At 59.5% G+C, this 24363-nt stretch carries 20 protein-coding genes, 1 tRNA gene and 2 pseudogenes; 13 read left to right on the top strand and 10 right to left on the bottom strand.

The features are described 5' to 3' along the window. Positions 1-31: 31 nt before the first annotated feature. Positions 32-1087 carry a dTDP-glucose 4,6-dehydratase gene (gene rfbB, locus C3Y91_RS36915; RefSeq protein WP_130742870.1) on the bottom strand — a complete coding sequence of 352 codons (1056 nt, stop codon included), beginning with the start codon at positions 1085-1087 and terminating at the stop codon, positions 32-34. A gap of 181 nt (positions 1088-1268) precedes the next feature. Here rfbB and gmd point away from each other — a divergent pair, with 181 nt between their 5' ends. Continuing rightward, on the top strand, positions 1269-2330 hold the full coding sequence (gene gmd / locus C3Y91_RS36910; RefSeq protein ID WP_164567302.1) for a GDP-mannose 4,6-dehydratase: 1062 nt from the start codon (positions 1269-1271) through the stop codon (positions 2328-2330). Next, complete coding sequence (fcl, locus tag C3Y91_RS36905) at positions 2331-3281, top strand: GDP-L-fucose synthase (protein WP_130742874.1); 951 nt, start codon at positions 2331-2333, stop codon at positions 3279-3281. 60 nt (positions 3282-3341) lie between these two features. On the opposite strand, the pseudogene C3Y91_RS38810 reads toward fcl, so the two are convergent. After that, positions 3342-3536: pseudogene (locus C3Y91_RS38810) on the bottom strand (IS5 family transposase); the annotation flags it as partial. Positions 3537-3728: 192 nt separating this feature from the next. Here C3Y91_RS38810 and C3Y91_RS36900 point away from each other — a divergent pair. Beyond that, positions 3729-4751, top strand: coding sequence for a class I SAM-dependent methyltransferase (locus C3Y91_RS36900; protein WP_018070231.1), 1023 nt, complete (start codon positions 3729-3731; stop codon positions 4749-4751). Between the two features lie 335 nt (positions 4752-5086). On the opposite strand, the gene C3Y91_RS36895 is transcribed toward C3Y91_RS36900, so the two are convergent. Continuing rightward, positions 5087-7069 carry an acyltransferase family protein gene (locus C3Y91_RS36895; RefSeq protein WP_020397433.1) on the bottom strand — a complete coding sequence of 661 codons (1983 nt, stop codon included), beginning with the start codon at positions 7067-7069 and terminating at the stop codon, positions 5087-5089. 507 nt (positions 7070-7576) lie between these two features. Then, positions 7577-7650 (bottom strand) — tRNA-Gln (locus C3Y91_RS36890). A 242-nt stretch (positions 7651-7892) separates the two neighbouring features. Here C3Y91_RS36890 and C3Y91_RS36885 point away from each other — a divergent pair. The 3 genes from C3Y91_RS36885 (at position 7893) to C3Y91_RS36875 (ending at position 10730) form a co-directional block, all read left to right on the top strand. After that, a complete protein-coding gene (locus C3Y91_RS36885; RefSeq protein ID WP_168576414.1) occupies positions 7893-9458 on the top strand; it encodes a Ppx/GppA phosphatase family protein in 1566 nt (521 codons plus the stop codon). A 9-nt stretch (positions 9459-9467) separates the two neighbouring features. Then, on the top strand, positions 9468-10187 hold the full coding sequence (locus tag C3Y91_RS36880; RefSeq protein WP_018497452.1) for an RlmE family RNA methyltransferase: 720 nt from the start codon (positions 9468-9470) through the stop codon (positions 10185-10187). Positions 10188-10346: 159 nt separating this feature from the next. After that, positions 10347-10730, top strand: coding sequence for a VOC family protein (locus C3Y91_RS36875; RefSeq protein WP_018497453.1), 384 nt, complete (start codon positions 10347-10349; stop codon positions 10728-10730). Positions 10731-10840: 110 nt separating this feature from the next. Here the strand turns inward: C3Y91_RS36875 and C3Y91_RS36870 are convergent, their stop codons facing one another. Beyond that, on the bottom strand, positions 10841-12265 hold the full coding sequence (locus tag C3Y91_RS36870; protein ID WP_168576413.1) for an MFS transporter: 1425 nt from the start codon (positions 12263-12265) through the stop codon (positions 10841-10843). Positions 12266-12535: 270 nt separating this feature from the next. Here C3Y91_RS36870 and C3Y91_RS36865 point away from each other — a divergent pair. The 3 genes and pseudogenes from C3Y91_RS36865 to C3Y91_RS36855 all read left to right on the top strand — a co-directional run bounded on the left by C3Y91_RS36865 (position 12536) and on the right by C3Y91_RS36855 (position 15848). Next, positions 12536-13527 (top strand): annotated as a pseudogene (locus tag C3Y91_RS36865) (MBL fold metallo-hydrolase). A gap of 279 nt (positions 13528-13806) precedes the next feature. After that, positions 13807-15291, top strand: a complete 1485-nt coding sequence (guaB, locus tag C3Y91_RS36860) for an IMP dehydrogenase (protein WP_075224348.1) — start codon at positions 13807-13809, stop codon at positions 15289-15291. A 2-nt stretch (positions 15292-15293) separates the two neighbouring features. Continuing rightward, positions 15294-15848: a hypothetical protein gene (locus C3Y91_RS36855; protein ID WP_130764981.1), complete on the top strand. Its 555-nt coding sequence runs from the start codon at positions 15294-15296 to the stop codon at positions 15846-15848. Between the two features lie 8 nt (positions 15849-15856). Here C3Y91_RS36855 and C3Y91_RS36850 read toward each other — a convergent pair whose 3' ends face one another. Next, positions 15857-16774, bottom strand: a complete 918-nt coding sequence (locus C3Y91_RS36850; protein WP_130765437.1) for a LysR family transcriptional regulator — start codon at positions 16772-16774, stop codon at positions 15857-15859. Between the two features lie 91 nt (positions 16775-16865). On the opposite strand from C3Y91_RS36850, the gene C3Y91_RS36845 reads away from it, so the two are divergent. The 3 genes from C3Y91_RS36845 (at position 16866) to C3Y91_RS36835 (ending at position 19071) form a co-directional block, all read left to right on the top strand. Continuing rightward, on the top strand, positions 16866-17621 hold the full coding sequence (locus C3Y91_RS36845) for an SDR family oxidoreductase (protein ID WP_168576412.1): 756 nt from the start codon (positions 16866-16868) through the stop codon (positions 17619-17621). A gap of 110 nt (positions 17622-17731) precedes the next feature. Further along, the gene (locus C3Y91_RS36840) at positions 17732-18148 is read left to right on the top strand and encodes an MAPEG family protein (RefSeq protein WP_018070193.1); all 417 of its coding nucleotides are present in this window, start codon (positions 17732-17734) and stop codon (positions 18146-18148) included. Between the two features lie 281 nt (positions 18149-18429). After that, positions 18430-19071, top strand: a complete 642-nt coding sequence (locus C3Y91_RS36835) for a TetR/AcrR family transcriptional regulator (RefSeq protein WP_075224352.1) — start codon at positions 18430-18432, stop codon at positions 19069-19071. 6 nt (positions 19072-19077) lie between these two features. Here the strand turns inward: C3Y91_RS36835 and C3Y91_RS36830 are convergent, their stop codons facing one another. Beyond that, positions 19078-20034 carry a LysR substrate-binding domain-containing protein gene (locus tag C3Y91_RS36830; RefSeq protein WP_032989108.1) on the bottom strand — a complete coding sequence of 319 codons (957 nt, stop codon included), beginning with the start codon at positions 20032-20034 and terminating at the stop codon, positions 19078-19080. Positions 20035-20248: 214 nt separating this feature from the next. Between C3Y91_RS36830 and C3Y91_RS36825 the strand changes: the two genes are divergently transcribed. Further along, positions 20249-20551 carry a DUF1127 domain-containing protein gene (locus tag C3Y91_RS36825; protein WP_075224353.1) on the top strand — a complete coding sequence of 101 codons (303 nt, stop codon included), beginning with the start codon at positions 20249-20251 and terminating at the stop codon, positions 20549-20551. 265 nt (positions 20552-20816) lie between these two features. Here the strand turns inward: C3Y91_RS36825 and C3Y91_RS36820 are convergent, their stop codons facing one another. The 3 genes from C3Y91_RS36820 to C3Y91_RS36810 form a co-directional block, all read right to left on the bottom strand. Then, positions 20817-21671, bottom strand: coding sequence for a DUF937 domain-containing protein (locus C3Y91_RS36820; RefSeq protein ID WP_018497464.1), 855 nt, complete (start codon positions 21669-21671; stop codon positions 20817-20819). Positions 21672-22015: 344 nt separating this feature from the next. Then, complete coding sequence (locus C3Y91_RS36815) at positions 22016-23389, bottom strand: glutamate--cysteine ligase (RefSeq protein WP_018070188.1); 1374 nt, start codon at positions 23387-23389, stop codon at positions 22016-22018. Positions 23390-23536: 147 nt separating this feature from the next. Then, the gene (locus C3Y91_RS36810) at positions 23537-24274 is read right to left on the bottom strand and encodes a 16S rRNA (uracil(1498)-N(3))-methyltransferase (RefSeq protein WP_168576411.1); all 738 of its coding nucleotides are present in this window, start codon (positions 24272-24274) and stop codon (positions 23537-23539) included. Between the last annotated feature and the right edge of the window lie 89 nt (positions 24275-24363).

Genomic DNA, 24363 nt, shown 5'->3' with positions numbered 1-24363 from the left:
GAGGAGGAGCCGCCTTGCCTCCTCCGACCCGTTATTGATACTGGTGGTCGATCCATTGGCGGTAGCCGCCGCTTGTGACGTTTTCGATCCATGCTCGGTTGGCGAGATACCACTCGACGGTCTTACGAATGCCTGTCTCGAATGTTTCAACCGGGCGCCAGTCCAGCTCCCGCTCGATCTTGGTCGCATCGATGGCGTAACGGCGATCATGACCAGGCCGATCGCGCACAAAGGAGATCTGGGCCTTGTAGCTCGCCCCGTGTGGCAGGGGCCTCAATTCATCGAGGATCTCGCAGAGCGTATTGACCACCGATAGATTGGTCAGCTCGTTTCTGCCGCCGACATTATAGGTCTCCCCAACCTTTCCGTTCTCCAGGACGCGTCGAATCGCGCTGCAATGATCTTTGACGAAGAGCCAGTCGCGTACCTGCATCCCGTCGCCGTAGACTGGAATCTGTTTCCCCGAGAGGGCATTGTGAATGACCAGGGGAATAAGCTTCTCGGGAAAATGATAGGGACCGTAGTTGTTCGAACAGTTCGTGGTCAGAACCGGTAGGCTGTAGGTGTGATGATAGGCGCGAACCAGATGGTCGCTCGCTGCCTTGCTCGCGGAATATGGGCTGTTGGGTTCGTATTTGCGATGTTCGCTGAAGGCCGCCTCCGCCGGGGCAAGCGAACCGTAGACTTCGTCCGTCGACACGTGAAGAAAACGGAAGCTGCTTCGGAAGGCTTCATCCTGTGAGGCAAGAAATCCGCGGATAGCCTCCAACAGGCGAAAAGTGCCGACGATATTCGTCTGGATAAATTCTTCAGGCCCGTGGATCGATCGATCGACGTGACTTTCGGCAGCGAAATTCAGTATTGCGCGAGGCTGATGCGAATGGAGCAATTCTTCAATAAGATCATAGTCCGCGATGCTGCCTTTGACGAAGAGGTGGCGCGGGTCCTCCCAGACGGAGGCGAGGTTCTCCAGGTTGCCGGCATACGTCAGCACATCGAGGTTGACGATCGGTTCATCATGAAGCGCAAGCCAATCGAGTACGAAATTCGCACCGATGAAACCGGCTCCCCCCGTCACCAGGATCATATTTTCCCCCTTGGAGATCTGATAATTTGGAAAAATCTAGTCTCATTGTGGCAGTCCTACGTCAACCGCAGAGATCCGCAATGGCCATTTCGCTTGTCTGGCTCGGTTACATGGGGGTTGCGCTGGTTCGGCCGTTTCCATAAACACATCCCGAAGATTGCATCGAAAGACGACTAAAAAAATGACAAAAACCGCGCTTATCACTGGGGTGACTGGTCAGGATGGTGCCTATCTGGCCGAATTGCTTCTGAGCAAAGGCTATACGGTGCATGGTATCAAGCGGCGATCCTCGTCTTTTAACACCGGCCGTATTGAGCATATCTATCAGGATCCGCATGAAGCGCATCCTCGCTTCATTCTCCACTATGGCGATATGATCGACTCGACCAACCTGCTGCGGATCGTGCAGCAGACGCAGCCCGATGAAATCTACAATCTTGCCGCACAAAGCCATGTGGGTGTCAGCTTCGAAACGCCTGAATATACGGCGGATGCCGATGGCGTCGGGACGTTGAGGTTGCTCGAAGCGATCCGTATCCTGGGGCTCGAGGCAAAGACCCGGTTCTACCAGGCATCGACCTCGGAACTCTACGGTCTTGTGCAGGAAGTGCCGCAGAACGAGAAGACGCCCTTTTACCCGCGTTCTCCCTATGCCGCAGCCAAGCTCTATGCCTACTGGATCGTCGTGAATTATCGCGAGGCCTACGGCATGCATGCGTCGAACGGCATTCTTTTCAATCACGAAAGCCCGCTTCGCGGCGAAACCTTCGTCACGCGCAAGATCACGATGGCGGTGGCTGCCATCCACCTGGGGCGGCAGGATAAGCTTTTCCTCGGCAATCTCGACGCCAAGCGTGACTGGGGCCACGCGCGTGAATATGTCGAGGGTATGTGGCGCATGCTGCAGCAGGACAAGCCGGATGACTACGTCTTGGCGACCGGTGAAACGACGAGTGTCCGCCAGTTTGTGGAGTGGGCTTTTGCCGACGTAGGCATTGCTTTGGAATGGAAGGGGTCAGGCGTCGATGAAAAGGGCTATGACGCCGCGTCCGGTGCGTGCCTTGTAGAAATCGATCCTCGGTATTTCCGCCCGACGGAAGTCGATCTTCTGCTTGGCGACCCGACCAAGGCACGTCAGAAACTCGGCTGGCAGCACAAGACGCCAGTTCGCGAGCTTGCCGCTGAAATGGTGCGGGAGGATGTCAAGCACTGGAAGGCTCAAAACAGCCGGAAAGAGATCTGAGTGTACGACCTGTCCAACAAGAAAATCTGGGTTGCCGGCCATCGCGGTATGGTCGGCAGTGCTCTTGTGCGCCGGCTTCAATCCGACGATTGCAACGTCGTCACGGCCACGCGCCGGGAGGTCGATTTGACGCGGCAGGAGGAGGTCGAGAAATTTGCTGAAGCAACCCGGCCTGACGCGATCATTCTCGCCGCCGCCAAGGTTGGCGGTATCCTCGCGAATGACAGCTATCCCGCAGAATTTATCTATGACAATCTTATTATCGAAGCGAACATCTTCGAAGCCGCCCACCGGGCGGGAGTGGACCGGCTGCTGTTCCTGGGTTCAAGCTGCATTTATCCCAAACTCGCTCCGCAGCCGATTCCCGAAGAGGCTCTGTTGACCGGTCCGCTTGAGCCGACCAACGAATGGTACGCGATTGCCAAGATCACCGGTATCAAACTCGCGGAAGCATATCGTAAGCAATATGGTCGGGATTACATTTCGGCCATGCCCACCAATCTATACGGCCCAGGCGATAATTTCGACCTGAATTCCAGTCATGTGCTGCCTGCGCTTATCCGCAAGGCGCATGCCGCGAAACTTCGCAATGACCCGCATATGGTGGTCTGGGGCACAGGAACCCCGCGCCGAGAATTCCTTCACGTCGACGACTGCGCCGACGCGTTGGTGTTTCTCCTCAAAACCTATTCGGGCTCGCAGCACGTCAATGTCGGCTCGGGTACAGATCTCGAAATTATCGAATTGACGCGTTTGGTATGCCGCGTTGTCGGTTACGAAGGTGAGATCATTCATGATCTTTCCAAGCCCGATGGCACGCCGCGAAAATTGATGAGCAATCAGAAGCTGCAGGACATGGGCTGGAAACCGCGCATTTCGCTTGAGGATGGTATCCGCGCTACTTACGCTTGGTTTCTTGAGTTCGAAAACAGATCTGATCCAGCGGTCTGATACCAGGCCGGTGATGACCGGCATTCTCTGTTCTAGGCTATCCCGTGAATGATGGCAGCAGACCCGCGCGGCAGCCGGAGCGAGGAATGCAGCGAATGACCTTTCCTTTTTGTCGTAACGGGTGGCGATGGCCCGAAACTGCTTGAGCCGGCTGAACAGAAGCGATCTGGGCTTGCCCGCCGGAATGGCCAGCAGGTCCGGAACGGCCTTGTCGCCTGAAGCTCCACCACCCGTCAGGATAAAGCCGAGAGGGCGCTTCGATCTGCAGTTTGCCGACGAGGAAGAGCAACTCGAATAACGTCGCGGCGGTCGGCAGGACAGTTCCACCATTGAGGCGGGAGAGCCCGATAGGGCTAGCGCGGTAAGTATTGTGGAATATGCGAATATGCGCATATTCTGCGGCTGGCGCTGCCGGACAAGACCGGTCGAGGACCTCTGGGGGATCCCATGGAAACAATCGTCGAGGACGCCCATGCTGGCGTCGTGTCGCCCGAACTCGTGGTCGATGCACTGTTTGCATGCCGGAAAACGGCGGCGATCAGGGCGGCCATCGAGCTTGATCTCTTTACTCATATCGGCGAGGGCAAAACGGCAGCGTTGCTGGCGTCGGCAACAGGCGCCTCGGAGCGTGGGGTGCGCATCCTGTGCGACTACCTCGTGGTCCACGGTTTCCTGAGAAAGGAGAGCGGACAGTACCGAATGACGCCCTCGACCAGAATGTTCCTCGATCGCAATTCGCCAGCCTATATGGGCTCTGCCGTCGAGTTCGTCGCTGCACCCGAAATACTCGATAATTTTCTGCGCGATCCGACCGCCGTCGTGCGAAACGGCGGTTCGGCCGGGCTTGCAAACATTTCGGCAGACAACCCCGTCTGGCTGAAGTTTGCGCGCGGCATGGGCTCTTTTACGGGGCTCAGCGCCAAAATACTGGCTGACGAAATCTCCGGCTGGACTAGGCACCCCAAGAAAGTTTTGGACATTGCTGCAGGTCCAGGCTTTTTCGGGATCGAAATTGCGAAGGCCCTTCCATCCGCGGAGATCGTCGCCGTCGACTGGGCCGCCGTGTTGGAGCTGTCGAGGCAGAATGCGGAAAACGCCGGCGTGTCTGACCGGTACCAGACAATTGCCGGCAGTGCCTTCGATGTGGAATGGGGCACGGGTTATGATCTTGTCCTGCTTCCGAATTTTCTGCACCATTTCGATCTGCCGACGTGTGCCCAACTGTTACGAAAGATCGTCGCGAGCCTTGCAGAGGATGGTCGGATCGTCGCGGTGGATTTCGTACCGAACGAAGATCGCGTGTCGCCGCCTTTTCCTGCGGCGTTCTCTTGGGAGATGCTCGCCAGCACGCCGGCGGGCCAGGCTTATACGCAAAGTGAGCTGACTGAGATGGCAGGACTGGCCGGTCTTGCCGGCGTCATCGTCAAACCGTTGCCGCCAACTCCGGCAAGCCTCATCCTCTTTGAATAGCAGCAAGAGGTTGGCGCTCCCATCGTCCTCTATTACACGGGTGTGCCGTCAAGGCTGGCAGATCAACGTCATTGACGCGATCCCGGGCTCTACCACGCTGACGCTCAGGTACGCGCTGCAGGGCAACTATGCGACTGCTATCGGATCGAAGGTGGCCCAAATGCACGCCGGCTCGATCGAGTTCAGCGACGTCTGGTATGAGGACGGGAAGTGGAAGGCGCTCATCGTCTGCTTCCCGTTCATGCGCGATGAGAACCGGCTCATCGAGACGATGGGGTATGCCGAGGATCCAGACTTGAACACCAAGTTCACCGTCGTTCCCGGCGTCTGGCCGCTTAATTTGATGGAGAAGCGGAAGGCGTTCGACCAGCGTTCGGCTGAGAACTTGCAGTTCGTTCGGATTGCCTGGCGTGCGGCGGTACCAGGAAATCGAGCAGACCGTCGCCCCGTAGGTCGGCGGTTCTCTTTTCCAGAATGTCACCAATCAGGGTCGTCAGAAATTCTGCTGTCAGATGGTTCCAGTCTGTGATGAACGGAACACCCCTGCTGCTCGTGAGGCATTTCTCCTTGTCGTAATCGCAGTGAAGCTTGACGATATCGACGTAGGTGAACGCTAGATCGGGTGGGAAAAATGGCAGTTGCTCTAAAGGCTGGTTGGCCGGCGGATAGGTCGCTTCCCGCAGGCATATAGAGGCATCGGATTTTCTCTGAAACATGAGCCCTAGGCACGAGTGTAATTCGTCGAGCTGGAAATAATTTCCGAAAACGAAAATTCGCGCGTCATCCGAGTGGCTTTTCATCCAGGAAAGAAGCTCAAACCTAAAGGGGTTGACGGTGTACTCAAAAGGCCGAAGGCTCGTAAGGAAAATCGCTTTCGTTCGGCTGAGCAATGACTTGTCGTTGATATATTTTTCAAAGGGAATGCAATATTTATCGTAAATGCTGGCGCGAGAGGGGGCCTTAACAATATCGTTCTTGATCTCCACCATGCAGTTTAAGTAGCTGATTGCCACGATTTGATATCGGTCGGCATCGATGTAATTTTTCAGCGCGATCGACCAGTTTCTGGCGTGCGAGTCCCCAATTATGAAGATAATGGGCTTCCCAGCTTGAATGTTGTTGTTCAAGCTTAGAAAAGTGCTTTCGAGCCGTGCTTCGTTCGTCTGCGCGAGCGGTGGATAAATTTGATCCAACCTGTGAGGAAAACCGGCCATAGAGATTGCTGACACAACAGCAGCCGTGATGGTTGCAACTGATGCGCTCAGGTAGATCCAGAAAGCGCGGCTTCTCCTGGTGTGGCGAAGGGGCTTTTCGATAACGACAAAGCTCACGACCGCGACCAAGACCGTCGCTGCGATGGCAAGAACCTTATCGCCGTTGTTGAAATTCAAGCTTGTCAGCCGCGCGAAGGCGAAGACCGGATAATGCCACAAATATAAAGAGTAGGATATTATTCCGGTGAGCGCCGCAGGTCGAGAAGCTAACAGGCGCCCGACCGCGTCCTGCTGACTGGTGAATGCGAGCACCAGACAGGTCCCAATGACTGGGATCACAGTTACCAGGCCAGGATGAACCGTGTCCTTTCTGAACAAGATGAGCGAACCAAGAACGAGGACAAGCCCGGCCGCCGCGAGTAACGGCCGAGGGCGAGTTCGTCCACGCCTCACCTCGTGATAGGCGAGAAGTGTTCCGGCCAACAGTTCCCAGGCCCGGGTGAGTGGTGAGTAGAAGGCCTGTTGCTGATCATACCGTACCGTTACGACACACAATACAAAGCTGAGGGATGCCACGAGCAACACGCATGGCAGAAACCTTGATTTCAAGTATCGGCGCGTGATCAGCAATAAGAGCGGAAACCCGATATAAAATTGCTCTTCGACGCTCAACGACCAGGTGTGAAGAAAAGGCTTGAGAAGGGTGTTGGGCTCCCCGTACTGGGCCGCCGTAAAATAGAAATAGATATTCGATCCAAATAGGAGCGACGAACCTATGGAATTCGCGTAATCCAGGAGTTCCGATGGTAATAAAAGGTAATAAGCAAAAGGAATTGTCGCGAAAATGACTGAAAACAACGCAGGCAGAATTCTTCGCGCGCGCCGAGCATAGAATTTAAGGAAATCAATACGCCCCGTTGCTTCGATTTCTGTCAGCAGAATTTGGGAGATCAGAAAGCCGCTGATCACAAAAAACACATCGACGCCGATGTATCCGCCCCGCAGCAACGTGTGGCCGGCAACCGTGAACTCGGCGTGATACAGAATAACCGCGATCACCGAGATGGCCCTTAAGCCATCGATCTCTGGTCTGTAAACCTTCAATGCTAGCGCCTGCCTTCGATATCGAGAGCGTAACTTTGTCGCGCCCAACATTGGCGCTTTGGGGCTGCCTAACACAGAGATCTTGGAGGGAGAACAGTATGGCCTGATAAAAGATTTGCGGGCGCGGCCGATTTCAATCTTTATTTTCTGCGCTGTTGTAAATCAGCATTCCGGAACCCTCATTAGTTTGCATTTGTCTTCCCAGTCGCTGACCAATTTTGTCTATGGCCGTTCCAGAAGCGAGAAGACGTCTGGCCGATGCCAATAGCGCCTACCATCGCTGCTCGCTACGGCGCGCCCGAAATCAACAAAATCGACATGGGCGCGTGTATGCGTAGATGCTGTAAGATGCTCGCCCGAGCCAGGATGTCGGATTCGCCGACATCCTGCGCCCGTCGATTTAAATGATCAGGGCAACGAAAAGGAAGCAGGCATTGGAGGAGGGGACGGGGAGGGCAGACACAAGCAAACCCGTTTTGCCGTAAAATCAATCGCTTAGTGAAATATTGGCTGGGGAACCTGGATTCGAACCAAGATTAACGGAGTCAGAGTCCGTCGTTCTACCATTGAACTATTCCCCAGCATAAGCGAACCGGCGGGCGGCCGGCTGGTGTGCGGCGCTTATAACCAAAAGCCGGGGGATTGCAAATAGCTGTTTTGAAAAAAATCGGTGCTGCCGGGGAAAGGTGAAATCGCTGCAAATCCCCCGTCCAAAAAAGAATTTGGCGATTTCGGCGGGCGCTGATATTCTTGCCGCAACGCAAAAATCGAATGAGCGCCTGCTGCATACCTCAGGACTTGCGCGGCGCGATGGAAAAACAACGTGGAAGACCCCGAAGGCGGCGCAAAGCCGCAATTTGACGGGGCGTCGGCGGCAGGGCGCAAGGACGGCAAGAAGTCCAGGCGCCGCAAGGGCAAACGTGGCGGGCAATCCCGCAACGCGGCTCACCCCGCTTCGCATGAGCCTTCCGGCGGTGCCGGACAGCCTGCACGCCCGATGGAAGATGCAGCCGGCAATCCGGCTCGCAAGCGCAAGCGTCGCCGTCGTGGCGGCCATGGTGCCGTGCAGGACGGTTCACCTCAACCTCATGTGATGGAACAGGCCGGAGTGGCAGATCATGCCGCCCGGTCCGATGGCGATTCGGCGCCGAGCCGTCGCAACCGCCGCAAGCATCGCGGCAAGCGCGGCCTGCAGGGCCGGCCGCTGACATCGGCAAAACCAGCAGGTGCACCACAGCAGGAAAGCCGCGCGGAAGAGACGGGGCGCATCGCCCTCCCGCGCGAAACCCAAAACGGCGCGGCCGCCAACCGCAAGGGCCGCCAGGACAGCCATGTCCATGCCGGACATCAGGGTGATCGCCAGGCCGGCGAGCATGTGTGGCCGGAGGAGCTCTACGCCGCTCTTGATCTCGGCACCAACAATTGCCGTCTTCTCATTGCCCAGCCGACCCGTCCCGGTCAGTTCCGCGTCGTCGACGCTTTTTCCCGCATCGTGCGCCTCGGCGAAGGCCTTGCGGCCAGCGGCCGTCTGTCCGACGAGGCGATGGAGCGGGCGATCGAGGCGTTGAGGATCTGCGCCTCCAAGCTCAGGAACCGGGAGATCCGCCGCATGCGGCTGATCGCCACCGAAGCGTGCCGCCAGGCGATCAATGGCGAGGAATTCCTCAGCCGGGTCGTTGCCGAAACCGGCCTGGCGCTTGAGATCATCGATCGCGAGACCGAAGCGCGGCTTGCCGTCTCCGGCTGCTCCTCGCTGGTCGGTCGCGAGACGCGCTCCGTCGTGTTGTTCGATATCGGCGGCGGTTCGTCGGAGATCGCCGTCATCCGTATCGGCGACAATCGCTTCAGCCGCCTCGCCAATCATATCACCCACTGGACCTCGCTGCCGGTCGGCGTCGTGACGCTGTCGGAGCGCCATGGCGGGCACGACGTCACGCCGGAAGCTTTCGAAGGCATGGTGCGCGAAGTCGAAGGCATGCTCGGACGCTTCGATTGCCCTGAGATCGAGGTCGCCCAGACCGGCGACTTCCATCTGATCGGCACGTCTGGCACGGTGACAACGCTTGCCGGCGTCCATCTCGACCTGCCGCGTTATGACCGGCGCAAGGTCGATGGCATCTGGCTGTCCGATGACGAGGTCTCCGCCATGCAGGCAAAGCTTCTCTCCTGGGATTTCGCAAGCCGTGCCGCCAATCCCTGCATCGGGCCGGATCGGGCTGATCTGGTGCTCGCCGGCTGCGCCATCCTCGAGGCGATCCGCCGCCGCTGGCCAAGCCCGCGCATGCGCGTTGCCGATCGCGGCTTGAGGGAAGGCCTGCTCACCGACATGATGGCCGATGACGGCGTGTGGCGGCGCCACCGCAACCGCCGCGGCCAGCGCGCGAGATAGGGAAAAGGCATGACCAAGGCACCGATCGCCGGAAACCGCACCGGCCGCAAGCTCGGCCAGCGCGTCAAGAACAAGAAGATGAAGGCCTCCTCCCGCCAATGGCTGGAGCGCCACATCAACGATCCCTATGTGCAGCGCGCCCAGCTCGAAGGCTATCGCGCCCGTGCCGCCTTCAAGCTGCTGGAGATCGACGAGAAACATCATATCCTGCGCGGCGCCAGGCGCATTATCGATCTCGGCGCTGCTCCGGGCAGCTGGTCGCAGATCGCCGCCAAAGTCACCGGCTCGACGGATGATGATATTCGTGTGGCTGCGATCGATTTCCTCGAAATGACCCAGCTGCCGGGGGTCAAGATCCTGCAGCTCGATTTCCTCGATCCGACCGCGCCGGAAAAGCTGTTGGAGGCCGTCGGCGGCACACCCGACCTTGTCATATCAGACATGGCAGCACCCACCACCGGCCACCACCGCACCGACCATCTGCGCACCATGCATCTGTGCGAAGTCGCGGCACATTTCGCCGTCGAAGTGCTCCAGGAAGGCGGCCACTTCCTCACCAAGACCTTTCAGGGCGGCACCGAGCGCGAACTGCTCGCCATGCTGAAGCAGAACTTCCGCCAGGTCGTCCATGTCAAGCCGAACTCGTCGCGCGCCGAATCGGTCGAGATGTTCCTGCTGGCCAAGGGGTTCAAGGGGCGCAAGGCCGAAGGTGAAGCAGAGGAAGCTTGATCTTTGGGCCGGTCCTGTCCGATGATGGCGATCGACTGCCTAATTCCTTAAATCGGAATCGATATAGGGATAAATTATGCAGCAATTGAAAGCGCCACAGCGTCCTTTGCGCGTCTCAAAGGAGGCGCGGCGCTGCAAGGATTTGAACCGCTGATCCCAATGCTTCTTTACGTCACGCTCGGAACCAACGATCTGTATCGCGCAGGGCATTTTTATGATGCCGTGCTGCCTGTGCTCGGTTATCGCCGCCAGCGCTCTTCGGAGGAGGAAATCGGCTATGCCGCCGAGGGCGATACGCGCTGCCGCTTCTGGGTGGTGACGCCGTTCAATCGCCGCCGGGCGACCTCAGGCAATGGCGCCATGGTGGCGCTTGCAGCCGAAACACGGGCGGATGTCGACGCCTTCCATGCGGCAGCGATCGCGGCAGGCGCCGTGGATGAGGGCAGGGCCGGCCTGCGCTCCTACCATGCCCATTTCTACGCCGCCTATGTGCGTGATCTCGACGGCAACAAGCTCTCTGCCGTCTGCGAAAACCCGGAGTAACGGTTTCCAAAAGCGCGTCGCAATCTTTCAGATTCGCTCTCGCGCTTTAGTCTTTATTTCCAACGCATGTCGTTATCGCAAAACCGCTCCACACTTTTGCGCGACACGCTTTATTTCACCGCGTGCTGTTCAGCTTCAACAGTTGCGGCCGTCATCGTCTTCAAGCGGTGTCCGGAAACGAGCGCGCCGGCATTGCGGTCCATCCGGATGAAGGGAATGGTCGCAATAACCGTCAGTCCGGCAATGATGTAGAAGGCAAGGTGGAAATCGGCCACCTGTAGCGCTTCGCCGCTGATATAGATCGAGCTCTCCAGGATGGCGGCGGCGACCGCAACGCCGAGCGCCAGGCTGACCTGCTGCATCACCGAGCTCATCGATGTCGCCTGGCTGGCTTCGGCATCATCGATATCGGCGAAGGCAAGCGCATTCACCCCGGTGAACATGAAGGAGCGGGAGAAGCCGCCGAGCAGCAGCACGCCGATGATGACGAGGTGCGGCGTCGACGGCGTGAAAAGGCCGGTGATGACAGTCACCAGGGTCGTTACCCCGGCGGCGCCGAGAAGCGTCGTGCGGAAGCCGGCAGCGGCGAAGACGCGCTTTGCCATGAACTTGGTGGTGATCGCCCCGATCGCGCCTGCAAAGGTGATGAGGCCGGATTGAAACGGCGTCAGCCCGAAGCCGAGCTGCAGCATCAGCGGCGTCAGGAAGGGCATGGCACCGACGCAAATGCGAAACAGCATGCCGCCCAAAGTGGAGGCCCGAAACGTCGGGTTCTTGAACAGGTTGAGATTGAGGATCGGCGCCGGATGCCGCTTGGCATGGCGCCCGTAGAGGACGCCGCAGATGAGGCCGATCAAGGTGGCGGTGACGCCGATGATCGGGGGCAGGGCTGGCAGACTGACCACCGACAGGCCGAAGACGACGCCTGCGGCCGAAAGCGAGGTCAGCACGAAACCGGTGAAATCGAGCCGCGGCGGCGCCGTCGCTTCCACCTCCGGCAGAAAAATCGTCGCAAGCCAGATGCCGATGATGCCGACCGGCACGTTGATCAGGAAGATCCAGTGCCAGCTGAAATAGGTGGTGATGAAGCCGCCGAGCGGCGGGCCGGTGAGCGGGCCGACAAGGGCGGGGATGGTGAGCAGCGCCATGGCCGAGACCAGATCGCTGCGCTGTGTCGTGCGCACCAGCACGAGGCGGCCGACCGGTGTCATCATCGCGCCGCCCATGCCCTGCAGGAAGCGGGCAAACACGAATTCGACGAGGTTGGACGAGACGGCACAGAAGATCGAGCCGATGACGAAGACCGAGATGGCAAGGCGGAAGATCTTCTTGGCGCCGAACCTGTCGGCCATCCAGCCGCTGACCGGGATGAATACCGCCAGCGCCACCATGTAGGAGGTCAGCGCCAGCTTCAGCGTGATCGGCCCGACATGCAAATCCGCCGCGATCGCCGGCAGCGCCGTCGCAATGACGGTGGAGTCCATCTGTTCCATGAAAAGGGCGACGGCAAGGATCAGCGGGACGATGCGATTCATAGGCGGGAGCCTTGATGGGGCAGCGGATCGAAGCTGGAAAGGCCCGTGCTGTTTAGTCCCAGCTGCGGGCTATGCCAATCCCCAAATCCGGGTCGACGACACGTTTGCTTCACGTCTGCGTGAGACGGCTTGCGCATCAACGTCGCCTGTCAAGATTGACATATGTTTACCTGGCCGGGGCAAGAAATCCGGCCGCGGAATCGACACCGGGGGCCGTGCGGTGACGCACCTGCACGTCATGAAGGCCTGCACGTCATGAAGGATGGACATATGACAATTTCGTCGGGAATAAAGCGGCGCACCCTTTTGCCGCAGGCCTTGGCCTGCTGGCGGCGCCGGCAATTTTTAAAGAGAAGGCCGAAGCGGCCGCAACTGGAGAGCGCAATCATATGGATGGAACGCCTTTGCCCGAGATCAATCAATTTAAGCTTGGTTCCTATAAATTCACCGTCGTCCGCGACGGCACCAGCATTGTCGAAAAGCCCTATGAGACCTTCGGCACCAATCAGGATCCCGAAACGGTCAAGGCGTTGCTGACCGCAAACTTCCTGCCGGCCGACAAGTTCATGAATGGCTATACGCCGGCTCTCATCGATACCGGTTCGGATGTCATCCTCGTCGATACCGGCTTTGGCGCCAGCGGCCGCGCACGCGGTGCCGGCCAGCTGATCGAAGGTCTGAAGGCGGCAGGATATTCGGCCGACGACGTCACCTTGGTGGCGCTGACCCATCTGCACGGCGATCATATCGGCGGTCTGACGGAGGACGGCGCGGCTGCCTTCAAGAATGCCCGCTATGTCGTCGGCCAGGCGGAATATGATTTCTGGTCGGACAAGGCACGCGAGGGCACGCCCGCCGAGGGCGGCCACAAGGCGGTGCTCGCCAATGTCGTGCCGCTCGCCGAAAAGACCACCTTCGTCAAGGATGGCGATAGCTTTGCGTCAGGCGTAACGGCGATGCTGGCGTCCGGCCACTCGCCGGGGCATATGGTGTTCCACGTCGAATCCGAGGGCAAACGCCTTGTGCTCACAGGCGATACGGCCAACCACTATATCCTGTCGCTGCTGCGGCCGGATTGGGAGGTGCGTTTCGACATGGACAAAACGCAAGCGGCAGTCACGCGCCGCAAGGTTTTCGAGATGATTGCGAGCGAGAAGATCGCCTTCCTTGGCTACCACATGCCGTTCCCGGCGGTCGGCTTCGTCGGTCGGCAGGATGGCGGTTATCGCTTCGTGCCGAAGACCTATCAGTTCGACATCTGATCTGGAACGGTTCAGCCTTTCACGGAAGCGCTGGGCCGCTCTAACTTCTTGTTTTTATGCAATTCCGAACGGAAAAGTGCTTGGCGCTTTTCCCGAAATGCTCTGGGCGCATGGCACCCATGACGAGCCTGGCGGACATGCTGGGCTTTTTGCTATTTCCTTCCTGTCATAGACGTGTTACCAGCCCTCGCCAACTTCCAAGCAACCCATGCAGACCGCCGGGGCGGACGATTCGTTTCCGGACAGGGTCGCATTTTTATTAAACGAAGGAATTTGGCCATGGCACGCATCATTGAAACGGCAACCGGCGCAGACGCGCTTACCTTCGACGACGTGCTGCTGCAGCCGGGACATTCCGAGGTCATGCCGGGCCAGACGAATATCTCCACCCGCATCGCCCGGGATTTCGAGCTCAACATCCCGATCATTTCATCAGCCATGGATACCGTCACCGAGAGCCGCCTGGCGATCGCCATGGCCCAGGCCGGCGGCCTCGGCGTCATTCATCGCAACCTGACGCCGATCGAGCAGGCCGAGCAGGTCCGGCAAGTGAAGAAGTTTGAAAGCGGCATGGTCGTCAATCCGGTGACGATCGGCCCCGATGCGACGCTTGCCGATGCGCTCGGGCTCATGAAGTCCTACAGCATTTCCGGCATCCCCGTCGTGGAGAAGTCCGGCCGCCTCGTCGGCATCCTGACCAACCGCGACGTCCGCTTTGCTTCCGATCCGGAACAGAAGATCCACGAGCTGATGACCAAGGACAGTCTGGTCACCGTCAAGGAAAACGTCGATCAGCAGGAAGCCAAGCGCCTGCTGCATTCGCATCGCATCGAGAAGCTTCTGGTGGTCGATACCGAAGGCCGCTGCGTCGGCCTCATCACAGTCAAGGATATCGAGAAGTCGCAGCTGAACCCGAACGCTTCCAAGGATGCGCAGGGCAGGCTTCGCGCCGCGGCCGCCATCAGCGTCGGCGATGACGGCTTCGAGCGCGCCGAGCGTCTGATCGAGGCCGGCGTCGACCTTCTGGTCGTCGATACCGCCCATGGCCACTCGCAGCGCGTCCTCGATGCCGTCAGCCGCGTCAAGAAGCTTTCCAACTCGGTGCGCATCATGGCCGGCAACGTCGCCACCTATGACGGCACCAGGGCGCTGATCGATGCCGGTGCGGATGCCGTCAAGGTCGGTATCGGTCCGGGTTCAATCTGCACGACGCGCATCGTCGCCGGCGTCGGCGTGCCGCAGCTCGCCGCCATCATGTCGGCGGTGCAGGCCGCGAATGATCAGGACGTGCCCGTCATCGCCGATGGCGGCATCAAGTTCTCCGGCGATCTGGCCAAGGCGATCGCCGCCGGCGCTTCCGCGGTCATGATCGGCTCGCTGCTTGCCGGTACCGATGAGAGCCCGGGCGAGGTCTATCTCTACCAGGGTCGCTCCTTCAAGGCCTATCGCGGCATGGGCTCGGTCGGCGCCATGGCCCGCGGCTCGGCCGACCGTTACTTCCAGGCCGAGGTGCGCGACACGCTGAAGCTCGTGCCTGAGGGCATCGAAGGTCAGGTGCCGTACAAGGGGCCGGTTTCGGGCGTCATCCACCAGCTCGCCGGCGGCCTCAAGGCGGCCATGGGTTATGTCGGCGGCAAGGATCTGAAGGATTTCCAGGAGCGGGCCACTTTCGTGCGCATCTCCGGCGCCGGTCTTCGCGAAAGCCACGCCCATGACGTGACGATCACCCGCGAGAGCCCGAACTATCCGGGCGCCGGCCTCTGAGCATGAAGGCGGGCAGCGGGATTCCTCTCTGGATCGTCGCGCTGCTCGCAGCCCTTTGCCTTGCCGTGCTCGCCTGGACGACCTTCGGCTTCGTCGTTCCATTCAAGCACGAAACCGGCCAGGCGGTGCTCGATACCTATTTCGCCGGTTACGACGAGTCGGCGGTCTTCCACATGCAGAAGCTGCTCGATGAGAACGAGACGGCGACCAGGCTGCTGCGCGCCATGTATTTTGGGCCGGAGCTGATCTTTCCGGCCTTGCTGACGGCGCTGCTGTTCCTCGCTTTCCTCAAGCTCGGTCCCGCCGGCTCGTGGTTCGGCCAATCGGTGCATCCGGTCATTGGCAAGGCGGTCTACCTGCTGCCGTTCATCTATGGCATCGCCGACTACGGCGAGAACATCTCGAGCCTCATCGCCTTCGGCAACAGCGCGTATGCAGGTCTTGCAACGCACCTGCTGCCCTGGATGACGCGATTGAAATTCGCAAGCCTCGCCATCTGCTTCATCGTCGCCGCCCGGCTCGCCGTCATGCGCTGGCTCTCTTCGCGTGAACCCTGAAGCGGCTGTCAGCCCCTCCACCGCCAGGCCGGATTTGAAAGTCTTGCCACCATGAAATCGGAAAGGATCTCGACCTTCGCAGGTCGGCTCCGAGCAGAAGGGGTGACGAAATACAGTGCGCCGGCAGGCAGCGTCCAGCCGGAAAGGATTGGCTTCAGCCGGCCGTCGATGAGATAGTCATACGCGAGAAATTCCGGTAGTTCGATGATCCCGAGGCCGCGTAGCGCCATCGGTACCAAGGCTTGCGAATTGGTGGCCCTGAGGGCGCCACTTGGCACTATGACCTCCTCCTTGCCTTCACTGTTACGCAAGCGCCAGACGTCTTGGCGCGGCCTGTAGGCGTATCCGAGGCAATGGTGCGCAGCTAGCTCTCGAGGGTGTTCCGGCGCGCCATGTCGAGCGATGTAAGCGGATGAAGCGAGAATGAAGCGATCAACCGGCGTGAGCCTGCGCGCCACCAATGACGAATTCGGCAGTACCGCAATTCGAAGCGCCGCATCAAAGCCGTCTCCCACGATATCGACGACGGCATCGCTCATATGCAGGTCGATGGAAATGTCCGGATAGAGCTCGAAAAAATCGGGCAGGATCGGGGCCAGCCAGCGTGTGCCGAAGTCCATTGGCGCGGCAAGCCTGATGAGGCCCCTCGGCCGGGTAGCAAGCTCGCGGGCTGTGTTTTCTGCCGCCTCGGCCTCAGCATAGATCCGTGCGGCGCTGTCGATCAGTCGCAGGCCAAAATCCGTCAAGGCGAGCTGCCGCGAAGTGCGGTTGAAAAGCCTTGCTCCCAGCCTCTGCTCAAGCCGGCTCACGGCACGCGAAACGGTCGGCACGGACACCCCAAGTGTTTGAGCAGCCCGCGCGAAAGAACGTTCTTCGGCGACTTTTGCAAACATCGCCAGGCCTTCGAAATCCGGAAATTTAGTCATGTCATTCCTGAAACGATAGCTTTCAATTATTTCTATTTCGAAACGGTCCCTCCGTCCATATCTCAGCTCCAGTCGAACAAAGGAGACGACAATGACACAAAGACTGGATGGAAAGATTGCGGTCATCACCGGCGCCACGTCAGGCATTGGTCTTGCAACAGCGAAGCGTTTCGTGGCTGAGGGCGCACGGGTTTTCATTACCGGCCGTCGCAAGGCTGTTCTCGATGCAGCCATCGCTGAGATCGGCGGCGGGGTTGTCGGCATTCAGGCTGATTCGGCCAATCTTGCCGACCTCGATCAACTCTATGAGCGGGTGAAGGCAGAGGCCGGGCGAATTGACGTGCTCTTCGTCAACGCGGGCGGAGGATCCATGCTGCCCCTCGGCGAAATTACCGAAGAGCAGTATGACGATACTTTCGATCGGAATGTGAAGGGGGTTCTCTTTACGGTGCAGAAGGCCCTGCCACTGCTTGCCCGAGGATCATCGATCATATTGACGGGATCGACAGCAGGCTCGACCGGCACGCCCGCCTTCAGTGTTTATGCCGCATCGAAAGCTGCTTTGCGCAGCTTTGCGCGCAACTGGATCCTTGACGTGAAGGATCGCGGCATTCGGATCAACACGCTGAGCCCTGGTCCGACGGAGACGACCGGGCTGGTCGAATTGGCGGGTAAGGACCCAGCCCAACAGCAGGGCTTGCTTGATTATCTTGCGGCCCAGGTGCCAATGGGCAGGGTCGGGCGTGCCGAGGAAGTTGCCGCAGCCGCTCTCTTCCTTGCCTCGGATGATTCCAGCTTCGTCACCGGTGCCGAACTCTTCGCCGATGGCGGCCGCGCGCAGGTCTGATGAAACCGGGCGGCCCGCCATATTCTGATGGCGGGCCGCCGACGCTGGTATCCTTTTCTCCTTTCGGCTACTGCTCGCAACGAATGCGAAAGCGGAAAGGAAACGGCCATATGACCGGCTATCAAATCTTCTGGCCACTCCTCGCCCATGTCGCCCTGGTCTATGGTCTTTACGCGCTTCTTGGGCTTCGGCGGGCAAAAATGATCCGCGCCGGCAGCATCGCGAAATCGGATTATCGCGAAAACCGCGGCGAGCCGGCCGAGAGCCTTGCCGTCAAGAACTGCCTCGCCAACCAGTTCGAACTGCCTGTGCTCTTCCATGTCTGCTGCATTCTTCTTTATATCACGGACTCCGATAATATCGTCACCGTCGGGCTTGCCTGGATCTTCGTTGCCCTGCGTTATGCTCACGCCGCTGTCCACGTCACCAGCAACGAATTGCGCTATCGCAGCCCGCTTTTTGCGGCAGGCTATGTCGTACTCGCTGCCATGTGGATCTGGCTCGCCGTTTGGATGGCAATGGGCTGAACCTGCGTCGATCGCAGCCAACAGGACTCCGTGCTCTATGTCCTCGACAACGCGAGGACTGTCTCTCTTTTCTGCGGGAGGATGACACAACCTGTCGAGGTCTTTTCGATGCTCCGTCAATCGCCGCGATATGCTGTGAGGGCTTGATTTCACAGGCTTTTGCCGACCGTTAAAATCCGAACGGTTCCATTTACGGCAGGTGAAGGCTTGCATGTCATACCCGCCCGACGCGCTGGTTGGCAGATTGCTTCCGTCGCGAAAGAGATAAGAATGGGAACGACATGGGCGCGGAAAGCATGGATCGGATAGGCCTGCGAAGGAAGCCGAAGCAGGAGCGCAGCATCCAGAGGCTGGACCTCATTCTCGCCGCCGCCGCCAAGATCATCGCCGAAAAGGGCGTCAGCGCCATGCGGATGACGGAGCTCGCCGCCGCCGCCAAGGTGCCGATCGGTTCGGTTTACCAGTATTTCCCGGAGAAGGCGGCGATCGTCAAAGCCCTGTTCGACCAGCACGCCTCGGCGATCCAGGCGAAGATGGCGGCGATGTTCACCAACGTACAGTCACTCGACCAGGCGCTCGACGTCGTCTGCGCCACCATCGACTGGTATTACGATTCCTACCACAACGATCCCGTTTATCTCGGCGTTTGGATGGGAACGGAGACCGATCAGGATCTGTTGCAGCTGAATATCGAGCATAGCGGTCGCGTCGCCGGCATCTTCCATGACGCCGTGCGCCGGCTGGCTCCCGACCTTTGCGATGAAGAAATGTATGCGCGCACTTACCTGTTCAGCCACCTGATCGGCGCCGTCATCCGGCTTGCCGCCGTGAGCGAGGAGGCCTTAGCGCGGCGTATGCTCGATGAGTGGAAGCGCGTCATCCGCGCCTCCCTTTTCACCACGACCGTGTCGCGCGCCGCCTGAGAAATCTTACCAGCTTGGGACCATATTGGCCGCCTTCAGCCGCGGATAAAGGCGCGCCTGGGCGGATTTGACGTCGGCCTCGAGGCTGTCGTCGGCGACAGTGGGCGTGATATTGTCGAGGCAGGCGGTGATATGCGCCGTGATCGCGTTCATCAGTGAGAGCGAAACGCCCGGCCGCTTCATGATGCCGATCTGCACCGGCGGCAGCGCCGGGAAGCCGTCCGCCTGGCTCAACACCTTCATGCCCGTCCGCAGCGCCGATTCCGGCATCACCGAAACCGCCATGCCGGCAAGCACGGCGGCGGCAACGACGGTGCAGGACCAGCTGGTGAACAGGATCTGGTGCTCGCGTCCCACCGCATCGAGCGCCGAGCAGGCGAGCTGGCGCCACTGGCAGTCGCGCCGGCCGACGGCAAGCGGCACCGGCGCGTCGTCGCGGATCGGATGGTTGGCCGAGCCCACCCAGCAGAGCGGCTCGGTTCTCACCACATCGGACATGCGCTCGCGCGGATTGTGGGTGACGAGCGCGATGTCGAGCTCGCCCTTATGCATGCGTTCGGCAAGATCCACCGAGGGCTCGCAGACAATATAGAGCTCGACATTCGGATGCGTCTTGGCGAAGCGGCCGATGATTTCGGGCATGTAGCGGTCGGCATAATCGTCCGGCGTGCCGATCCGCAACGTCCCCTCCAGCCTGTTGTCGTCGAAGGCGGCGATCGCCTCATTGTTGAGGCGGATGATGCGCCGGGCATAGTTGAGCAGCTTTTCGCCCTCGACCGTCAGCCGGTTGCCGCGGCCGTCCTTGATGAACAGCTGCTTGCCGATGCGCTCCTCGAGACGGCGCATCTGCATGGAGACGGCCGATTGGGTCTTGTAGACCCTGTCGGCGGCCTTGGTGAAGCTGCCGGAATCGACGATGGCGATGAAAGTCTGCAATTGGTCGAGATCAAGAGGCGCGGACATGTTGTCACCCATAAAGATAGCTGATGATAATCATTAGAAACATTCGTTGGACTGATCAATAGGTCTTTGGCATCTTCGGGATGCAAATCAAGCAAAGTGAAGGACAGACACCCTGCCTGTCCGAGCCAATTCAGCCTTGCTCCTTCCCGTGCGACCTCGCGGGAGGGGTGGGTTGTTGCGCGCCTAAAAGAAAATCGAAAGAAAGGAGAGTCCCATGCGGATGACAGACAGAACAATAGAACTCGACTGCGGCAAGCTCACCCCGACGTTTCCCCAGCGTCTGGCAGCAGGCCTCGCACCGTTGACCTCCCTCTTTCGCGGGTTCCGCAATCGAATGGATATCAACACGCTGCACGATCTGAGCGACGCTCAACTGAGGGATATCGGCCTTAGCAGGGCCGACCTGACCTCCGCGTTCCTGGCTTCGACCTTTTTCGAGGACCCGTCGGAACACCTGACGCGCTCGGCGCGCAATCGCTGGCGCCTGTCGTCTCTTTTGCGCTCCTACGAAGAGTAGGAGCGTCGAGTTTCCCCGCAGGGTGATAGCCAATAGCCCTGCCGCTTGACCCGGTGATCGGCTTTCCCAAGCCATCTCCGGGTTTTTTTATGCGCTAAAGCATGTCGCGCAAAAGTGTGTCGCGGTTTTGCGATAACGACATGCGCAAAAAATCGAAAGCATGTCGCGCAAAAGTGTGCCGCGGTTTTGCGGCAACGATATGCGAGAAACCAAGGACCTAAAGCGTGGCAAGCGAATCTGAAAGATCGCGACGCGCTTTAGAGCGCTATTCGCTCGTCTTGGACGAGGGCTTCGGCCGATAGGTTTCGAAGATCGCTTCCAGGTTCCTCTGGTAGTTCTTCTGCACTTCCAGTCCGCTGTCGAACATGGTGTTCAGCATCTCGGTATAGCTGTCGGCATTGACCTTCGCCTCTTCCTTCGGCGCCTCCGGCGTCTTGGCTGCCGGTTGCTGGCCAAGTCCGCCCATCATCTCCTGGAAGGCCTTGGCGAAGGGATTGTCGAGGAAGGGGTTTTGCGTCGGCGTCGATTCAGACTTCGGCACCGAAAACATCAACTGCATCGCCTGCGTGAAGGGGTTGTCGAAGATGCTGGGTTCCGGGGCCGTCTTCGGCTTCGGCGCGAAGCCGGTGCTTTCCAGCCATTTCTGGATGGTCTCGCCCATCGCCGTGTTGACGAAGGGGTTGACCGGTGAGGCCATCTGGCCGGTCGTCTGCTTGAAGAGCCCACCCATCAGCGTATCGGCCAGCACTGGCAGCATCTGTTTGTAGATGTCCTGGCCGATGCCGGTCATCTGTGCGGCCTGGGCGGCGACCGCGCGCGAAACCTCCTTCGAGCCGAAGAGTTGGGCAAGGATATTGTTGCCGTCGGAAATACCCTCCGGCGTGAAGGCCCGGCTCATATCCTCGAAATATCGCGCGTAGTTGCCGGAGGAGACCGCCTGCATCAGCCCGACGAAATCATAGGGATTGCTGGTGCTGCGCTTCAGGCCGGCGGAAAAAGCCGGCATCAACGCCGCCATCGCCTTGGTGGCCTGTTCCTGCGCGAGATTGAACTGCCGGGCGATCGCCTCCATCGCCGCGCCGTTCTGCGCCTGCATCATCATGTCGAAGAGTGGCAGCATGGAAGTCCCTTTCCCCAGGTCGTGACGTGTTGTAACGCCACTATAACCGGAAATGGCAATGCGCAAACGGCTTTTTGCCATAAGAACTTAGGGAGGAATTTCGCTAAAGCACGTCTCGCAAAAGAGAGCAGCGGTTTTTGCGACAACGGCATGCGGAAAAACAAAGGATGTAAAGCGCGGCAAGCGAATCTGAAAGATTGCGACACGCTTTAGGGCGTTCGGCTAAGGCCCCAGCGGCAGGTCGCGTGGAGCACCACCTCGCCGGCCTTCAGGCGCGCTGCTCGGAGACGGTCGAAAATAGGGCTGCCAGAGCGATTCCGGGAAAAGGGGAACCGGGATCGGACTCAATACTGATAGTCCTCGAAGACCGGTTCCACGGAGCCGTGCCAGCGGCCGTGATAGAGCGACAGCAGATCCTCGGCGAGCGTCGCCTTCTTGGCGAGCACCTCGTCGAGCGGCGCCAGGAAGATCGTCTCGTCCTGGCCTTCCCGGTTGAGCTTACCGCGCGCCTTGAGGCCGGCCCTTGATATGCCGACCACTTCGCGCGCCATGTCGAAAAGCGGATGTCCGCGAAATTGCGCCTTCAACCCTTCGGCGGGAACGGCATTGCGCAGCGCGCCGATCTCGGCAAAGCTCCAATCCTTCGTCAACTCATCAGCGGCATCGAGTGCCGCATCATCGTAGAGCAGGCCGACCCAGAAGGCCGGCAGCGCACAGATGCGGCGCCACGGGCCGCCGTCGGCGCCGCGCATTTCGAGGAAACGCTTCAGCCGCACGTCGGGGAAAAGTGTCGAAAGATGGTTCGTCCAGTCCCCCATCGTCGGCGCCGGATCGGCGACCTCGCCCTTCAATGCGCCGTTCATGAACTGGCGGAAGGTGACATGGGTACAGTCGTGATAGCGGCCGTCGCGGACGATGAAATACATTGGCGCGTCGAGCGCCCATTCGGCATAGTCGCGGAAGCCGAAGTCGTCGCGGAAGGTGAAGTCGAGCAGGCCGGCCCGCCGGTTGTCGACGTCGCGCCAGATATCGCCGCGCCAGGAGAGCAGCCCGTTCGGCTTGCCCTCGGTGAAGGGCGAGGATGCGAAGAGGGCGGTCGCCAGCGACTGCAGCTTCATCGAGACGCGCATTTTCTTGCGCATGTCGGCTTCCGAGGAGAAGTCGAGGTTCACCTGGATCGTGCAGGTGCGGTACATCATGTCGAGACCCTGGGTGCCGACCTTCGGCATGTAGCGGGTCATGATCTCGTAGCGTGATTTCGGCATCTGCGGGGTTTCCGCATAGGTCCATTTCGGACTGCCGCCGATGCCGAGGAAGCGGATGCCCATCGGCTCGGCGATTTCGCGCAGCGTCGCCAGATGCTGGTTCGATTCCTTGCAGGTCTCGTGGATCGTCTCCAGCGGTGCACCGGAGAGTTCGAACTGGCCGCCGGGCTCGATCGAGATCGCGCCCATGCCGTTCTGTTCGGCAAGGCCGATGATGTTGCTGCCATCGGTGATCGGCTCCCAGCCGCTTTTTTTCTGCAGGCCGGTCAAAAGGGCCGAAATGCTGGCATCGCCGAAATAGGGAACCGGGCTGTTGTCGGCGCGGAAGAAAGCGAATTTCTCGTGTTCGGTTCCGATCCGGAAGCGCTCCCGCGGCTTGTTGCCCGCGGCGATATAATCGGTCAGATCCTGGACCGAAGAGAGCGGTGTCTGGTCGGTAGTGTCGCGGGCCATGCGGGATACCTGTATTCAAAAAGGCGCCCAGGGGGCCGGGCAGTTGGAAGGGTGATTAGGACCCAAGCCACCCATGTTGCAAGTGAAATTCTTTCAACGACGCATCAAAAAAATAACAGCGATTTCCATGTCAACCCGTTTTCGACCTTAGTTCCAGTCACCGATCGCCGCCTGGACCACCGCCAGGGCCGCAACGGCTGCCGTATCGGCCCGCAGGATGCGTGGTCCGAGCGGAATGGCGGTGACGAAATCGAGGCTTCGAAGCCGCGCCCGCTCTTCTTCCGAAAAGCCGCCTTCCGGCCCGACGAGCAGAGCGATATGTCTTTCCCTGATCACTGACAGCACCGGCAGCGGGTTCTGCCCGGCATCGCCCTCGTCGCAATAGATGATGCGGCGCTCGGTTGGCCAGCGGTCGAGCAGGTCGAGAAGCCTCACCGGTTCGGCCACATCGGGGATGCCGAGAATGCCGCATTGCTCCGCCGCTTCGACGACGTTGGCGCGCAGCTTGTCGAGATTGGTGATCTTGCCCTGAACGTGCTGGGTCATGACCGGCTGCAGCAGGCCGGCTCCCATTTCGACCGCCTTCTGCACGAGGTAGTCCATGCGGCCGACCTTGAGCGGCGCAAAGAGATAATGCAGGTCGCAAGGCGGCGGTTGCGGCCTTGTCTCTTCGGTTGCCGTCAGCTGAATGCGTTTGCGCGTGGGGAAGGCGAGGCTCGCCTTCCACTCGCCGTCGCGACCGTTGAAGAGCAGGATCTCCCCACCTTCCTCCATCCTCAGCACATTGCCGAGATAGTTGAACTGATCGGCATTCGCCTCCACGACGGCACCGCGCGTAAGCGGCGCGTCGACGAAAAGCCGTTGCATGCGGAAATTGGCGCGCATTAAAAAACTCGAGGTCGTGAAGCATGTCTCGCAAAACTGTGCAGCGGTTTTGCGATCATGACATGCCAGAAAATAAAGACCTAAAGCGC

The sequence above is a fragment of the Rhizobium ruizarguesonis genome (genome assembly GCF_012349115.1).
In the GTDB taxonomy this organism is placed as follows: Bacteria; Pseudomonadota; Alphaproteobacteria; order Rhizobiales; family Rhizobiaceae; genus Rhizobium; species Rhizobium ruizarguesonis.
The sequence above is the reverse complement of the archived record's forward strand: the minus strand, read 5'-3'. Positions and strand labels throughout refer to the sequence as shown.

Coding starts and splice junctions, on each gene's coding strand:
- C3Y91_RS36835 (WP_075224352.1), top strand. CDS start 18,430: ATGGGCGCGGAAAGCATGGATCGGATAGGCCTGCGAAGGAAGCCGAAG.
- C3Y91_RS36820 (WP_018497464.1), bottom strand. CDS start 21,671: ATGCTGCCACTCTTCGACATGATGATGCAGGCGCAGAACGGCGCGGCG.
- C3Y91_RS36830 (WP_032989108.1), bottom strand. CDS start 20,034: ATGTCCGCGCCTCTTGATCTCGACCAATTGCAGACTTTCATCGCCATC.
- C3Y91_RS36825 (WP_075224353.1), top strand. CDS start 20,249: ATGCGGATGACAGACAGAACAATAGAACTCGACTGCGGCAAGCTCACC.
- C3Y91_RS36880 (WP_018497452.1), top strand. CDS start 9,468: ATGACCAAGGCACCGATCGCCGGAAACCGCACCGGCCGCAAGCTCGGC.
- C3Y91_RS36855 (WP_130764981.1), top strand. CDS start 15,294: ATGAAGGCGGGCAGCGGGATTCCTCTCTGGATCGTCGCGCTGCTCGCA.
- C3Y91_RS36900 (WP_018070231.1), top strand. CDS start 3,729: ATGGAAACAATCGTCGAGGACGCCCATGCTGGCGTCGTGTCGCCCGAA.
- C3Y91_RS36840 (WP_018070193.1), top strand. CDS start 17,732: ATGACCGGCTATCAAATCTTCTGGCCACTCCTCGCCCATGTCGCCCTG.
- rfbB (WP_130742870.1), bottom strand. CDS start 1,087: ATGATCCTGGTGACGGGGGGAGCCGGTTTCATCGGTGCGAATTTCGTA.
- gmd (WP_164567302.1), top strand. CDS start 1,269: ATGACAAAAACCGCGCTTATCACTGGGGTGACTGGTCAGGATGGTGCC.
- C3Y91_RS36870 (WP_168576413.1), bottom strand. CDS start 12,265: ATGAATCGCATCGTCCCGCTGATCCTTGCCGTCGCCCTTTTCATGGAA.
- guaB (WP_075224348.1), top strand. CDS start 13,807: ATGGCACGCATCATTGAAACGGCAACCGGCGCAGACGCGCTTACCTTC.
- C3Y91_RS36850 (WP_130765437.1), bottom strand. CDS start 16,774: ATGACTAAATTTCCGGATTTCGAAGGCCTGGCGATGTTTGCAAAAGTC.
- C3Y91_RS36810 (WP_168576411.1), bottom strand. CDS start 24,274: ATGCGCGCCAATTTCCGCATGCAACGGCTTTTCGTCGACGCGCCGCTT.
- C3Y91_RS36845 (WP_168576412.1), top strand. CDS start 16,866: ATGACACAAAGACTGGATGGAAAGATTGCGGTCATCACCGGCGCCACG.
- C3Y91_RS36875 (WP_018497453.1), top strand. CDS start 10,347: ATGCTTCTTTACGTCACGCTCGGAACCAACGATCTGTATCGCGCAGGG.
- C3Y91_RS36815 (WP_018070188.1), bottom strand. CDS start 23,389: ATGGCCCGCGACACTACCGACCAGACACCGCTCTCTTCGGTCCAGGAT.